Source organism: Pseudomonas sp. TWRC1-2 (genome assembly GCF_049896685.1).
In the GTDB taxonomy this organism is placed as follows: Bacteria; Pseudomonadota; Gammaproteobacteria; order Pseudomonadales; family Pseudomonadaceae; genus Aquipseudomonas.
On sequence record NZ_JAFCUU010000005.1, the window covers coordinates 46,840 to 59,936 of the forward strand.

The 13,097-nt window shown below is 63.5% G+C and carries 9 protein-coding genes; 2 read left to right on the plus strand and 7 right to left on the minus strand.

Annotated elements, in window-relative coordinates; translation table 11 throughout:
- Window positions 1-191 precede the first annotated feature (191 nt).
- The 5 genes from ACP7B3_RS15645 to pbpC form a co-directional block, all read right to left on the minus strand.
- Window positions 192-749, minus strand: coding sequence for a DUF4136 domain-containing protein (locus ACP7B3_RS15645; RefSeq protein WP_145160321.1), 558 nt, complete (start codon window positions 747-749; stop codon window positions 192-194).
- A 44-nt stretch (window positions 750-793) separates the two neighbouring features.
- On the minus strand, window positions 794-1,396 hold the full coding sequence (locus ACP7B3_RS15650) for a DUF4136 domain-containing protein (protein WP_426179561.1): 603 nt from the start codon (window positions 1,394-1,396) through the stop codon (window positions 794-796).
- Window positions 1,397-1,420: 24 nt separating this feature from the next.
- Entirely contained in the window at window positions 1,421-2,170 is a 750-nt protein-coding gene (locus tag ACP7B3_RS15655) for a methyltransferase (protein WP_145160319.1), read from the minus strand.
- Entirely contained in the window at window positions 2,163-2,471 is a 309-nt protein-coding gene (locus tag ACP7B3_RS15660) for a MazG-like family protein (RefSeq protein WP_119737788.1), read from the minus strand. Before ACP7B3_RS15660 ends, ACP7B3_RS15655 begins: the two co-directional genes overlap by 8 nt.
- Before the next feature lie 289 nt (window positions 2,472-2,760).
- A complete protein-coding gene (gene pbpC, locus ACP7B3_RS15665; protein ID WP_426179931.1) occupies window positions 2,761-5,073 on the minus strand; it encodes a peptidoglycan glycosyltransferase PbpC in 2,313 nt (770 codons plus the stop codon).
- A 190-nt stretch (window positions 5,074-5,263) separates the two neighbouring features.
- On the opposite strand from pbpC, the gene ACP7B3_RS15670 reads away from it, so the two are divergent.
- Entirely contained in the window at window positions 5,264-5,554 is a 291-nt protein-coding gene (locus tag ACP7B3_RS15670; RefSeq protein ID WP_145160315.1) for a hypothetical protein, read from the plus strand.
- Window positions 5,555-5,690: 136 nt separating this feature from the next.
- On the opposite strand, the gene ACP7B3_RS15675 is transcribed toward ACP7B3_RS15670, so the two are convergent.
- Window positions 5,691-10,592, minus strand: a complete 4,902-nt coding sequence (locus tag ACP7B3_RS15675; RefSeq protein WP_426179564.1) for an alpha-2-macroglobulin family protein — start codon at window positions 10,590-10,592, stop codon at window positions 5,691-5,693.
- Window positions 10,593-10,891: 299 nt separating this feature from the next.
- On the opposite strand from ACP7B3_RS15675, the gene ACP7B3_RS15680 reads away from it, so the two are divergent.
- On the plus strand, window positions 10,892-12,229 hold the full coding sequence (locus ACP7B3_RS15680; RefSeq protein WP_426179566.1) for an MATE family efflux transporter: 1,338 nt from the start codon (window positions 10,892-10,894) through the stop codon (window positions 12,227-12,229).
- Here the strand turns inward: ACP7B3_RS15680 and ACP7B3_RS15685 are convergent.
- Window positions 12,174-13,067: an alpha/beta hydrolase gene (locus ACP7B3_RS15685; protein WP_426179568.1), complete on the minus strand. Its 894-nt coding sequence runs from the start codon at window positions 13,065-13,067 to the stop codon at window positions 12,174-12,176. The two genes, ACP7B3_RS15680 and ACP7B3_RS15685, sit on opposite strands and share 56 nt — an antisense overlap.
- Window positions 13,068-13,097 lie beyond the last annotated feature (30 nt).

Below are 13,097 nucleotides of genomic sequence, written 5' to 3' on the forward strand. Positions count from 1 at the left end.
TCGCCGAGCGCTTACTCTCCTGGGGTGTCTTTGAGTGTAGACAAGGGCTGAGGGCTGTGCTGACTCTAGGCTGCAGGAGATCCGATGTGGGAGCGGGCTTGCCCGCGATAGTGGTGGGTCAGTCACAGCATTATTGGCTGACACTCCGCTATCGCGGGCAAGCCCCCTCCCACAGGGAATTGGGGAAAGGTTTAGTGGGGTGGGTAGTTGGAGAGGATTTTGCTGACGGTGGTGCGGATGGCGTTGTTGCGATCCTGTGGATTTGGACTGCTGGCCATCATCTGCTCGTCACTGCCGCGCCACACCAGCTTGCCGTCCTTGCCGTCCAGCAAGTCGATCTGGATGGTCGCGACTTTGTAGGTGATGCTGCGCGTTTCGTTGTACATCGGCGCGCCCCAATAGCCATTCCATGGGCCACCCCAGGCGCCGCCGTAATTGGTGGTGACTTGCTGCTGGCGGTCTTCGACGATCAGGTAAGCCTGCACGTTCAGGTCGGCCTTGGTGCCGGCTGCGGCGGGACGCAGGCCGCGCTGGTCAAGTTGTTCGCCGACGGCCTGGCGGATGCGCTGCTCGGTGAGGTCGCTCTTGATCCGCGGATCATCCGGGCGATATTGCAGCGCCGGGTCTTTCCAGGCCCAGTTGCGGTAGGCGCCGAAGTCGCGGCTGGCGTCAAAGTCGTGGTTGACCTGGTTGGACTGGCAACCGCCCAGCAACACGACAACAGCAAGTGCAGCAATGCGACGAAACATGGTTTATCTCCAAAAGACGCTTCAGCCTGAAATGAGAATAGCTGCTAACTGGGTGGATAGGCGCTCATTGCCTTCTGCATCGCTTCACGCAAGGCATCGGCCCGTTGGCTCAGGCTGCCCTGGCTGGCGGTTTCGGCGCTGGTGCTCCACACCGGCTGGCGAGTGCGGGCATCGAACAGGCTGATGCGCGCCACGGCGACCGTCACTTCATAAGTGCGCACCACCGGCACGGTGTTGTACATGCCGTAACCGTTGCCATAGCGGTTATAGCCGCCGTAACCGTAGCCATAGTCGTCCTGGACCTGGCGCAGGCGTTTTTCCAGACGCACATCGGCGCTCACCAGCAGGTCGGGCGCACGGTTGTCATGCAAGGGGCGCAGGCCACGCTGGTCGAGGGCGCCGCTGACCGCCTCGGCAATCTGCGCCGAGTCGGCCCAGACCGTGCCCGCCGGCAGTTGCCCGTTGAGCCAGCCCCAGCTGCGGTAGGCGCCATAGTCGCGCACCGGGGCCGGGTAGGCGCTGGCATCAAAGGTGTTAGCCGCCTGGGCCGGTGCCGGCGGCATCGGCGCCGAAGCGGCCACGTAGGGATTGGGGCTGGAGCAGGCGCTCAAGCCCACCGACAACAGGATCAAACACAGACGACGCATTTCGACCTCCGCAGACTGGGCCGCTTAAACCGGACGGCACATCCAGTGCAAATAACGCCCAAGTCCGGCAAAGCTTGGGTGACGACGGTGAGCGAGTTCCATCTCCAACAAATCCTGTAAATCGGCGCGGGCCTGGAATTCCACCGGCATATAGTCGTGGAACACCCGCACGCCACTTTGGCTTTCGACCTGCCAGAGCCCCTCGAGTTGCGCCGCCAACTCACGTGGGTCGAGCGGCTGTTGCGGGGTGAGGCTCTGTTTCTCGCCGGCCATGTCGTTCTTGCGCATTTTGCGAAAGTGACCTTTGAGCAGGTTGCGGTAAATCAGCGCATCGCGGTTATAGAACGCCAGCGACAGCCAGCCGCCCGGCACGGTGAGCTGGTGCAGCACCGGCAGGATCGCATGGGGTTCGGCCAGCCATTCCAGCACGGCGTGGCACAGCACCAGGTCGTAAGGTTGGGTGAGTTGGCCGAGCAGTTCCTGCCAGGGCGCGTGGATAAAGGTTGCGCTCTGGCCGGCGTCGGCAAAGCGTTGGCGTGCGCCTTCGAGCATCGGCTCGGCGGGCTCGGCCAAGGTCACTTGGTGGCCGCGCTCGGCCAGCCACAGCGACATGTGCCCAAGGCCCGCGCCGATATCCAGCACACGCAACGGACGGTCCGGCAGGGCTTCGATCAGGTCGGCCTGGAGCACCGCCAGGCGAATTGCGCCTTTGGCGCCGCCGTAGATTTTCTCGGCAAAGCGCGTGGCCAGTTGGTCGAAATGACGATCACTCATGGGCAAACCGCCGTTCGCTGTCGGCCAGTTTGGCGCGCACCACCTCGTTCATGTCCAGGCCCAACTCGCTGCACAGCAACAGCAGGTACAGCACGATATCGCCGACTTCCTGCCCGGCGTGGGCGAGTGTGTCGGCGGGTAGCTGGCGCGATTGGTCTTCGCTCAGCCATTGGAAGATTTCCACCAGCTCGGCCATTTCCACACTGGCGGCCATGGCCAGGTTTTTCGGGCTGTGGAACTGCTTCCAGTCGTTGTTATCGCGGATGCGGTGCAGGCGTTCGGTGAGGTGTTCGAGGTTCATGCGGGGGCTCCTGAAGGTGTATAGCTTCGGGGGGATCAGGGATGAAGGCAAGTGAATCCCGGTGGTGTGCTTGAGGGCGCCATCGCAGGCAAGCCAGCGCCTGCATTTGATAGGTGTTCGCGGGCTTGTTGTGGCGAGCGGCTTGTTGTGGTGAGCGGGCTTGCCCCGCGTTGGGGCGCGAAGCGGCCCTGAAATCTGACAACGCGATACATTTCTGGGGCTGCTGCGCAGCCCAACGCGGGGCAAGCCCGCTCGCCACAATGGGGTGGGGTGGGTTGGGCGGGGCGGGCTAATCGACGACGCTGAATTCGAGGCGGGCGGTTTGGCCGGCTTCGTCGAGGACGCTGAGCTGGTAGCGGCCCAGTTGTTCGAAGCTGGCGTTGATGCTGTCCTGGTTGGCGCTGTCGCCCAGTGGCGCGCCGTTGAGGAACCACCAGCGCCGGCCACTGCCGCCCAGGGCAGAGATTTTCAAGTGCAGGGCCTGCTGGCTGGCGGCGGGCAGGCGCAGTTGGTCGCCTTCGCGTACGCCGACGATGGACAGCGGCGACGAGGCGGCCAGCGCTGGCGGCGGGCAGTCGGGGTCGGCGACCGGGATGCGCGCCTCGCGGCGCTCCACCCTAGGCAGCCAAGGCTCCAGCGGTGCAGGCCACAAGGCGATATTTTTTGACACTGCCCCAGGGCAATGCGCGTCCACCCGCAAGCCTTTGGCATTGACCCACACGCTTTCCATCAATCCCATGCTCAACGGCTGGTCCAACGCCTGCAAGGTCGGCGGCGTGGTGTTGTCCAGCGTCCAGGCGAAGCGCTGGCGGCGGCAATTGGGGTCGCTGCGGCTCATGGGCTGGCCCAGCGGCCAACAGATCGCGGCCACGCCAACATTGGCAGGCACCGGCTTGGCGGGCGCGCTGATCCCGCGCTGGCTGTCGCGGTTGGTCAGCACGTCATGCACCTGCAACATCAACGGCGCCGCCGAGGCCAGCCCAAACTGCCCCGGTACGGGCGTGCCGTCAGGTCGGCCGATCCACACGCCGATCAGGTAGCGCGGCCCCACCCCCAACGCCCAGGCATCGCGAAAGCCATAGCTGGTGCCGGTTTTCCAGGCCAACACCGGGCGCTGCACCAGCTCGGCGCGCGGGTCACGGTCGGGCCGCGCCTGGCCGCTGAGGATGCGCCGCACAATCCAGGCGGACCCTGGCGACAGTAAAGGCCGTTCTTTAAGCGTATCGTCCGGCTGTAATCGGATAGCAGCACTCCTGCCGTCGCGGGCAAAGGCGCTGTAACCGCTGACCAAGTCTTCCAGACGGCTGCCCGCCCCGCCCAGAATCAGCGCCAGGTTCGGTTCGGCCAACGCCGGCAATGCCAGCGGCACGCCGCCGATGCGCATCTGCGCAGCAAACCGTTTCGGCCCATAGGCCTCCAGCAATTGCACCGCTGGCAAATTCAATGAACTGGACAGCGCCGTACTCGCCGGCACTGCACCGCTGAAACCCATGGAGAAGTTGCCTGGCCGGTAATCGCCATAGCGCCGGGGCACGTCCTGCAGCAGCGATTCGGAGTGGATCAACCCCTCGTCCAGTGCCATGCCATACAGAAAGGGTTTCAAGGTGGAGCCGGGCGAGCGCAGCGCGCTGATCATGTCCACATGGCCAAAGCGCTTGGCGTCATTGATATCCACCGAGCCGAGGTAGGCGCGCACGGCCATGGTTTCTTCTTCCACCACCAGAATGGCGGCGGAGGTGTGTTCCGGCAGCCGCGCGCGCCAACCCAGCAGCAGGTCTTCGAGGCGGCGTTGCAGCGTGGCGTCCAGCGTGGTGCGGATCAGCGGCGGGCTGTCCGGACGGTTGAGGCGGCGGGCCAGCAACGGCGCGAGGCTGGGTTCGAGCCGAGGGGCGAGCAGCAGCGGCTCTTCCAGGGCTTCATCAACGGCCGATTGCGGCCATACCTGGAATTCGGCAAGGCGGCGCAGCACTTTGTCGCGGGCCTGCTGGGCGCGTTGCGGGTGGCGATCCGGGCGCAGACGGCTCGGCGCCTGAGGCAATACGGCGAGCAACGCGGCTTCAGCATGGGTCAGCTGCGCCGGGGACTTGCCCAAATACGCCCAACTGGCCGCCGCCACGCCCTGCAACGTACCGCCGAAGGGCGCGCGGTTCAGGTACAGATTGAGGATCTCGTCCTTGGACAAATGCCATTCCAACTGCGCAGTGCGCCACAGCTGACGCAGCTTGCCGTGCAAAGTGCGCGAGTGCGGGTCGAGCAGCCTCGCCACCTGCATCGACAAGGTGCTGCCGCCCGACACCACGCGCGCGCCGGTCAGGTTCTGCCACGTCGCCCGCACCAGCGCCAGCGGGTTCACGCCGGGGTGTTCATAAAACCAGCGATCTTCGTAGGTGAGCAGCGCGTCCAGGTAATACGGCGACACCTCACGGGTCTGCACCGGATACCGCCACACGCCATTGGCATCGGCAAAGCGCCACAACGGCGTGCCATCCTCGGCCAGCACCACCCGCGCCAAATCATCCTTGGGCAGCGGCAACGGCCAAATACGATCCGCCAGCCACAAGAGGGCAATGACTGCCAACACACATCCAAATGCCCAGCCCAGTAAATGTGGGAGCGGGCTTGCTCGCGAAAGCGATTTGTCAGTCAGCTCACTCACAACCGCCCCACCCCACCCACAACAAATCGCAAATTCAACCGCGCAAACCTCTATGCTTCACGGAACTAGCCGCGACCCTTCGCGACCAAAGGCCCAGTGCTGGCAATTTCGTCCACTTATTCATCGAGACACACCTATGCAAGCAGACTTTTTCGGATGGTTGGGTAACACGATTGGCCTGATCATCCACTACATCGTCGAATTCTTCAGTGGGCTGTTCAATATGCTCACCCATGCCGGTGGCGACTTCGTCAATGGCATGTCCCGCGCACTGGGCATGGACACCTCGATCATCAGCATCATCACCCTGATCATCGGCCTGCTCTTCCTGTATTCGGCCGTTCGCGCCTTCATGCGCGCCTCGATCATCCTGGGCGTCATCTGGCTAATGCTCGGCCTCTGGCTACTCAGCTGGGTCGTCCACTAACCTCACGTCCCCACTCCCCTGTAGGAGCTGGCTTGCCTGCGATAGCGATCTATCAGCCACCAAACGTGCTGACTGACCCACCGCCATCGCAGGCAAGCCAGCCCCCACATTTGAACCCCATTCCTACCGCCAGGTATCAGCGCCCCTTGATCACCAAATCCGCCGGCGTCTCCCCCACCGCCTGCCAGTTCGGCCGATACATCGACTCCACCTGCGGCGGCGGCACGCGATAAGTCCCCGGCGTCACCGCCCGCGCCAGGTACAACAAGTGCGTGGTGGCGCCATAACCCTCAAGGTTCATCGCCGCCACATAGCGGTCATCGCGGAACTCCTGGTGCTTGAGCGACGCGTTCTGCATCGACTCGCGCCACTCCTTCACCTGGCTGCTGGCGTTTTCCAGGCTGGCTGCACTTTGTGCCAGGCTCTGGTTTTCCAGCTCCAGCCCAGCCGGCAACAGGTCAACCACCAACGCGTCCGGCACCCGCTGCTTGGCGCTGACCGCCACATGCACCAGCACCAGGTCGCCACTGTTGACGTTATGCAGGTTCAACGGCTGGCCATTCATGCCCAGGTATTCGCGGCGGATACTCAGGTTGTCGCCGCCCGGTGCCGGTGGCACTTGGGGGTAACCGGAGATCGTCAGTTGCTGGTAAACCGGCGCCTCGCTCTGATTGCTCAGGGTCAGGTCGCTGGACAGCTGCTTGCCATCCAGCGCCAGCGTCGATTGTTGGTTGTTCAACGTTTGCACACCGCCACTGCCGGTCAGCGACACCTGCCAGTTCGACTCCGGCTGTGAGAACCCGAGGCGCCCGGCCAGGAACAGTGCATTACGTTCCTGGGTCGAGAGATAAGGGCTGGCGGCCAGCTGGTCCGAGAGCGTAAACAAACGCTCCTCGCGCTTGCCCTTGGCCAAGTCGTTTTCTTCAAGCAAAGCCAGGATCATCGCCTGGTCACGCAGCGGGCTGCCGTAGTCGGCCAGCCACTCGTTGGCATTGCGTTGCGCCGCCAGGCCGGCAAGCAAGGCTTGATCGGCACGTGGCTGGTCGCCCATTTTTTGCAGGGCAATGGACAACTGCACCAACGGCAACCCGGAGCGCGCCTCGCTGCGGCGCTCGAAGATACTGCGCAACGCGCCCAACGGCGCTTGCTGACTGCGCGCCAGCACCATGCCAGCGTAGGCCTGCACGGCAAAGCGGGTGTGGTCGGCGTTGTCGCTGTAATCCACCTCGATCAGGTTGCGTTCCTGCACATAACGCAGCAGGCGCTCGCTGGCTTTCTTCAGCGCTTCAGGCGGCACGGCAAAGCCCTGGTCGCGGGCGCGCAGCAGGAAATCGGTGACATAAGCAGTCAGCCAATATTCCTCTTCGCCGTCGGCGCCCCACAAACCAAAGCTGCCGTTGTAGCGCTGCATGCCCAGCAGGCGCTCGATGCCGAGCTCGATCTTGCGTTTGCGTTCACTGTCCGACTCGCCCTTGACGCCCAGGCGCTTGAGCAGGGCAGCGTCGGCATACAACGACGGATACAGGCCGCTGGCCGTCTGCTCCAGGCAGCCATAAGGGTACGCCTTGAGCGCACTGATCTGCGCGCCGAGGTTCAGCGGCGGCCGGCTCGACAGGCTCAGCAGCGCTTCGCGCCCCGAGGCATCGAACTGATCAAGACTGCCGACCGGCAAGCTCCACGGCTGATCCTTGAGCACTGCGCGGTAATGCTTGAGCAGCGCCGGGTAGGCCGGGCGCACGCCAAGGGTCCACTCGCGGCTGAACGGCGGCAGGTTTTCCCCCGGCAGGTCCAGGCCATTTACGGTGACCTTGACCTTGCCCTGCCCTAACCCGCCCCAGGCCTTGACCGGGATGCGCAAGGTGGTGCGCTGGCCTTGCTTGAGTTCAACAGACTGCGCGCCGCTGTTGACCAGCTCCAGTTGCCCTTCGGTGCTCAGTTGCACATCGAGTTTCTGCGCGTTGCCCGACAGGTTGGACAGGTCCAGCGCTAACGTAGTCTGGTCGCCACCGGCGAGAAAGCGCGGCGCCGACAGCTCGGCAATCAGCGGCGCGGCAATCACCGTCTTGCCTTCGGCCATGCCATAACGATCATCGCTCCAGGCTTGGGCCATCAGGCGCAATTCGCCATTGAAGTCGGGAATATTGACGCTGACTTCGCCCTCGCCCTGTTCATTCAACGTCACGGGCGCGCTCTGCAACGCCACAATGGTCACGCTGGTGTCCGGGCGTTTGCCGCCCTTGGCCAGCGCCGCATCACCGCCGAACGCCAGGCTGGCCAAACGACCCTGACCGGCTTCGATCAACTGACCGTAGATGTCGAACTGGTCCACGCCATAGGCCTTGCGACCAAACAGGCTGGAGTACGGATCCGGTGTCGGGTATTCGGTGATATTGAGGATGCCCACGTCCACGGCCGCCAGCAGCACATGCACCTGTTTGGGCACGCTGCCGTCGGCGTTCTTGGCGGCGACCTTCACCGTCAGCGGTTGTTTGGGGCGCATTTTTTCCGGCGCGGTGAGGGTCAGGCCGAGTTTGCGCTGGGTGCGATCCAATGGCAGGTGCAACAAGCCCACGGCCCGTTTAGGCGTGATATTGGCTTTGCGCTCACCCGGACGAATCACCAGCGCGCTGACGTACAGGTCATGGCGCGACCATTTCGGGTCAAGCTTCACGGCGAAGCTTTTGCCTTCGGCCGGCACATCGATTTCCTGCCACCACAGCGGCCCTTCACTGGATTCCACCAGCAGGTAGCCTTTACCGGCCGCCGGTGGCGTAACGGTGACATTGGCGGTATCGCCATCGCCATACGCCGGTTTATCCAGCGCCAATTTGACCTGGTCCGGGCGCACGGCGCCGCCTTCGGTGTTGTCCTGGGCCTGGTAGCCGGCCCAGAAACGCAGGCTGCTGACCAGCCCGGTTTGCGGGTCTTCGACCTCGACACGGTACGGGCCCCACTCGACCTGGAAGCTGACCTTGGCGGTGTCGCCAGCCTTGATGTTCAGGGTCTGTTCGTCGAGGTTGAGGAATTTCTCGTTGAAGTGGTAACTCCAGCCGTCGCTTTCCGAGTAGTTCCAGTAGTAGTCGCGGCGCTCACGCACCAGGCGCACCTTGAGGTTTTGCGCGGCGAGTTTCTGCCCGTCCTGGTTGGCCAGCAGCACTTCGAATTCTGCTGGGCCATCGCCGTTGGTTTCCTTGCCGTCGAACAAGCCACGCAGCCCCGGCAGTTGCTCGGCCGGCCAGATCGGCTGCACCAGACGCCGAGTGATCGGGCGCCCACCTGACTCTTGAAGGCTGGCCTGCACGATTAATTGCAGGGGTGATTTGGCCTCGGCCCATTTGCTTTCCAGCGTCAGGTCTTCCTGACCCTTGGCGTCGAGCACGCTTTCGTCCAGCTCGAAATCCTGACTCAGTTCTTCTTCGGTGACCGAGCCGAACTGGTAGCCCGGCAGCGATTTGACCGCCTCGCGCAACGGGCGCACATACACTTGCCCGCTGACGCGGTTGCCCGATGCCGGTGCGCCGTAGAGGTAGCGACCATTGACGTGAATCACCGGGTTATCCGCCGGGCTCAAGGCTGTGTCACTGCCCTTGAGTTCCAGCGCCAGGCGCTCGGGCAAGAAGTCTTCGACGAGAAACTCATACAGCTGCGGCTTGCCGTCGCCGAGGTCGAACACCAGTTGCCAGCGCCCGGTCGGCGCTTCACCGGCCAATTGCAGCTGGTACTGATAGAGGCCCGACGCATCGGCATCCCACACGAACTTGCGGCTGACCTGCTCATCCGGCCGGCGCACCTCCACGCTCACCGGTTGCGGCTTGACGGCATTGCCATCCTTGTCGCGCAACAAGGCGTTGAGCAGCACGGTTTCACCGGGGCGATACAGGTCACGTGGGCCGAACACAAAAAACTGCAGCGGGTGCGCCGGCTGGCCGCCGATATCGAACTCGGCCAGGTCCAGCGCGGCGCTGTCCAGGCGCAGCAGGCTGGTTTGTTCGCCAAGCTTGGCCAGCAACACCTGGGCTTTTTTCGGCAACGGCAACTCGGCATGGCCACCCTTTTCGGTCTTGCCCTGGCCCAGCACACGGCCTTCGGCATCCAGCACTTCGAGGTCCACGCCCTCCAGCGCCTTGCCACCTTCGAGCGCCTGGGTAAACACGTCCAGGCGATTGGCATAGCGGTGCACCGACAGGCCGATATCACTCAAGGTGAACAGCGTGGCCGGTTGCGAATAATTGTAGGTGCCCGAGGCGCGCATCACCGCCAGGTACACGCCTGGCTGCTGCAATTGCTTGAGGCCGGCGATCGGCAGCAACAGGGTTTCGCGCGTATTGCGCGCCGGGTTCAGGTCGAAGCGGCCGCCGTAGACCAGGTCGGCCATGGGCAGCAGTTCGCGCGATTCATAACTCTGCAGGCTGGTGTTACGCCCCCACTGCGCGAGGAACGAGGGCAGGGATTCGGGTTTGATGCGGAAGAATTCGACGTCGATCTTGTCGACATTCAGCGCGATCACCGGCAGGCCTTCAGCCAGACGGGTCGGCAGCAAGGTGCCGCGGCTGGCAAAGCCGACAGTGGCTTGCAGGTCACGGGTTTCCAGGCGCGCGCTGTACTCGGCAGCGAGCTTGTTGTCGTTGACCGCCTTCACGCCAGCGTCAACCGTCAGCACCAGTTTGCGCTGCGGCTCGAGGTGGCGCAGGCGCAGTTCCATCAGGTTATCGGACAGCTCCCAGGCGCCATCGACCTTGCCGGACTTGCTGTCCACCAGGTGGACTTTGTCGGCGAATTTCTGCTCGGGATCCAACGGGATGGAAAAGCTCACCGACAGCGTGCTGGCCCCGTCCAACTGGACTTCGGAAACATCCACCACGCTCAACTCACGGCCGGCATAGCGCTGTTTCAGCGCTGCCACATCCACCGCCGCTTTCGCCAGTTTGGGTGCAACCGTCGCCGCAGCGGGAGCGGTCGGGGCAGCCGGTTTATCGGAGGAATCGCAGGCGCTCAGCAGGGCCAGCGCGCAGGCCAGGAACAGTCCTTTGTTAAGCATGGGGCACTCGTCGTGAGAGGGGTCCGAGGGGTGAACTATATATCAGCCTGCGAGGGGCCGATGAGGTGCTGGTCACATTGACCGACGGAGGGTGCTTTGGTTCTTGATCCTCGCTTATCCCAGCCAAATCCCACAGCTACTGGAGATCAAAATGTGGGAGCTGGCTTGCCTGCGATAGCGGTGTGTCAGCCAGCACTATTTTGACTGACAGTCCGCCATCGCTGGCAAGCCAGCTCCCACATTGGTTCTATGGTGCGGCTGGGGGCCAGTTACAATGCCGTTCCCCCAAAGGAGCCTCCATGACTTCCCTGCTCACCGACTGGCGCCACCGCCCCACCCACCGTCGCGTCTGGGCGCTGGCCGCGCCGATGATCCTGTCAAATATTTCGGTGCCGCTGGTGGCCCTGGTCGACAGCATGGTCATCGGCCACCTGCCCCACGCCCACCAGTTGGGCGCCGTGGCCGTCGGTGCCAGCCTGTACACCTTCCTCGCCTGGGCCATGGGTTTTCTGCGCATGGGCTCCACCGGGTTCGCCGCCCAAGCCGCCGGGCGCAATGACGGCGCGGCGCTGCGGCAAATCCTGCTGCAAGGCCTGCTGCTGGCACTGGGGTTGGCGATGTTGCTGGGCACCGTCGGCATTCCGCTGAGCCACCTGGCGTTGGAGTGGATGCAACCCTCTCCCGAACTCAATCAGCTGACCCGCGAGTTTTTCCACACGCGCCTGTTCGGCCTGCCCGCCGCCCTGGCCAGCTACGCCTTGGTCGGCTGGTTCCTGGGCACGCAAAACGCCCGCGCGCCGCTGGCGATTCTGTTGACCACCAACCTGGTCAACATCGCCTTGAACCTGTGGTTCGTCCTTGGCCTGGAGTGGGGCGTGGTTGGCTCCGCACGTGCGTCGGTCATCGCCGAATGGACCGGCGCCCTGCTCGGCCTGGCCCTGACGCAAAACGCCTTGCGCGCCTACCCCGGGCATATCGCCTGGGCCGCGCTCAAAGCCTGGCAAAGCTGGCGCCCGTTGCTGGCGGTGAACCGCGACATTTTCATCCGCAGCCTCGCCCTGCAATCGGTGTTTTTCATGATCACGGTGCAAGGCGCACGATTGGGCGACGCCACCGTGGCAGCCAACGCGCTGCTGCTCAATGGCCTGCTGCTGACCGCGCATGCCCTGGACGGCCTGGCCCATGCGGTCGAAGCCCTGTGCGGGCATGCCATCGGCGCCCATGATCGGCAGGCGCTGCGCCGTTCGCTGGTGGTTGCCTGCGGCTGGTCACTGATCGCCAGTGTCGGGTTCGCGCTGCTGTTCACCTTTGCCGGCCATCTGTTTATCGCCATGCAAACCGACATCCCCAGCGTGCGCGAAACCGCCGACATCTACTTGCCGTATCTGGCCGTGCTGCCGTTGATTGCGGTGTGGAGCTACTTGCTCGACGGCCTGTTTATCGGCGCCACCCGCGCGCGGGAAATGCGCAACGGCATGCTGCTCACCGTGGCGATGCTGCTGCCCTTCGCCTGGGCACTGCAGCCGTACGGCAACCACGGCCTGTGGCTTACTTTCCTGCTGTTCATGGCCCTGCGCAGCCTTACTTTGTGGGCGATTGCCTGGCACTTGAATCGGCAGAATCAGTGGCTTGGATAAAGGCCGTGACGCGGTCCAGTACCGGCGCCAGCCAGCGTAAAGGCCGAGCGATAGACGCCACCAGTGTCGCGTGGCTGGTCTTGGTGAAGTAAAACGCTTCAACCGGTACATCCGCTGCGCGTAGTTTTTTCGCCAACCCACCGGTATTGCGCGTGGGGTTGACCAGCGTGTCGCTCACCGACGCGATCAACAGACTCGGCGGCGCAGCGTGGCTGACATGGTTGATCGGCTGGGAATCCGGTGGTGAGTCAGGAAAGAAAAACACCGGCTTCACGTCAGGATTTTCAATCGGCAGGAAGTCATACGGCCCGGCCAGGCCGATCCAGCCCTTCAGCATTGTGGGCGACAGGTTCACTTCTTTAAGCCAGCGCGGATCCAGCGCCAGCATCGACGCGTTGTAGGCGCCGGAGCTGTGCCCCATCAGGTACAGCTGCCTGGGGTCGGCGCCGTAGTCGGCGATGTGTTGATAGGTCCAGGCGACGGCCTGGGCATTGTCCTGCAAAAACGAGGGGTAGCGCACTTGCGGGTAGAGCCGGTAGTCGGCGATCACCACCACGATGCCGCGGGAAGCCAGGGCTTCGCCGACAAAACCGTAGTCATCCTTGGCGCCGCTGTTCCAGCTGCCGCCATAGAAAAACACCACGACCGGGGTATTGGGCAATGCCTTGATCGGACGGTAGACATCGAGTGTTTGGCGCGGGTCATCGCCGTAGGCAATGGAGGAGGTTTTGGTGAAGGTGCTGGAGGGCGTGAGTGCGTTGAGCACTTTGATGGGGGAGCAGGCCGACAGGAATGCGGCGAATGCCAGGGTGAAGGCTTGCAGCCATTTGCTCGACATCGTTCAGACCCCACACGGAAGGTACTGCCA

Coding starts and splice junctions, on each gene's coding strand:
- ACP7B3_RS15655 (WP_145160319.1), bottom strand. CDS start 2,170: ATGAGTGATCGTCATTTCGACCAACTGGCCACGCGCTTTGCCGAGAAA.
- ACP7B3_RS15675 (WP_426179564.1), bottom strand. CDS start 10,592: ATGCTTAACAAAGGACTGTTCCTGGCCTGCGCGCTGGCCCTGCTGAGC.
- ACP7B3_RS15670 (WP_145160315.1), top strand. CDS start 5,264: ATGCAAGCAGACTTTTTCGGATGGTTGGGTAACACGATTGGCCTGATC.
- ACP7B3_RS15680 (WP_426179566.1), top strand. CDS start 10,892: ATGACTTCCCTGCTCACCGACTGGCGCCACCGCCCCACCCACCGTCGC.
- ACP7B3_RS15645 (WP_145160321.1), bottom strand. CDS start 749: ATGTTTCGTCGCATTGCTGCACTTGCTGTTGTCGTGTTGCTGGGCGGT.
- ACP7B3_RS15650 (WP_426179561.1), bottom strand. CDS start 1,396: ATGCGTCGTCTGTGTTTGATCCTGTTGTCGGTGGGCTTGAGCGCCTGC.
- ACP7B3_RS15685 (WP_426179568.1), bottom strand. CDS start 13,067: ATGTCGAGCAAATGGCTGCAAGCCTTCACCCTGGCATTCGCCGCATTC.
- ACP7B3_RS15660 (WP_119737788.1), bottom strand. CDS start 2,471: ATGAACCTCGAACACCTCACCGAACGCCTGCACCGCATCCGCGATAAC.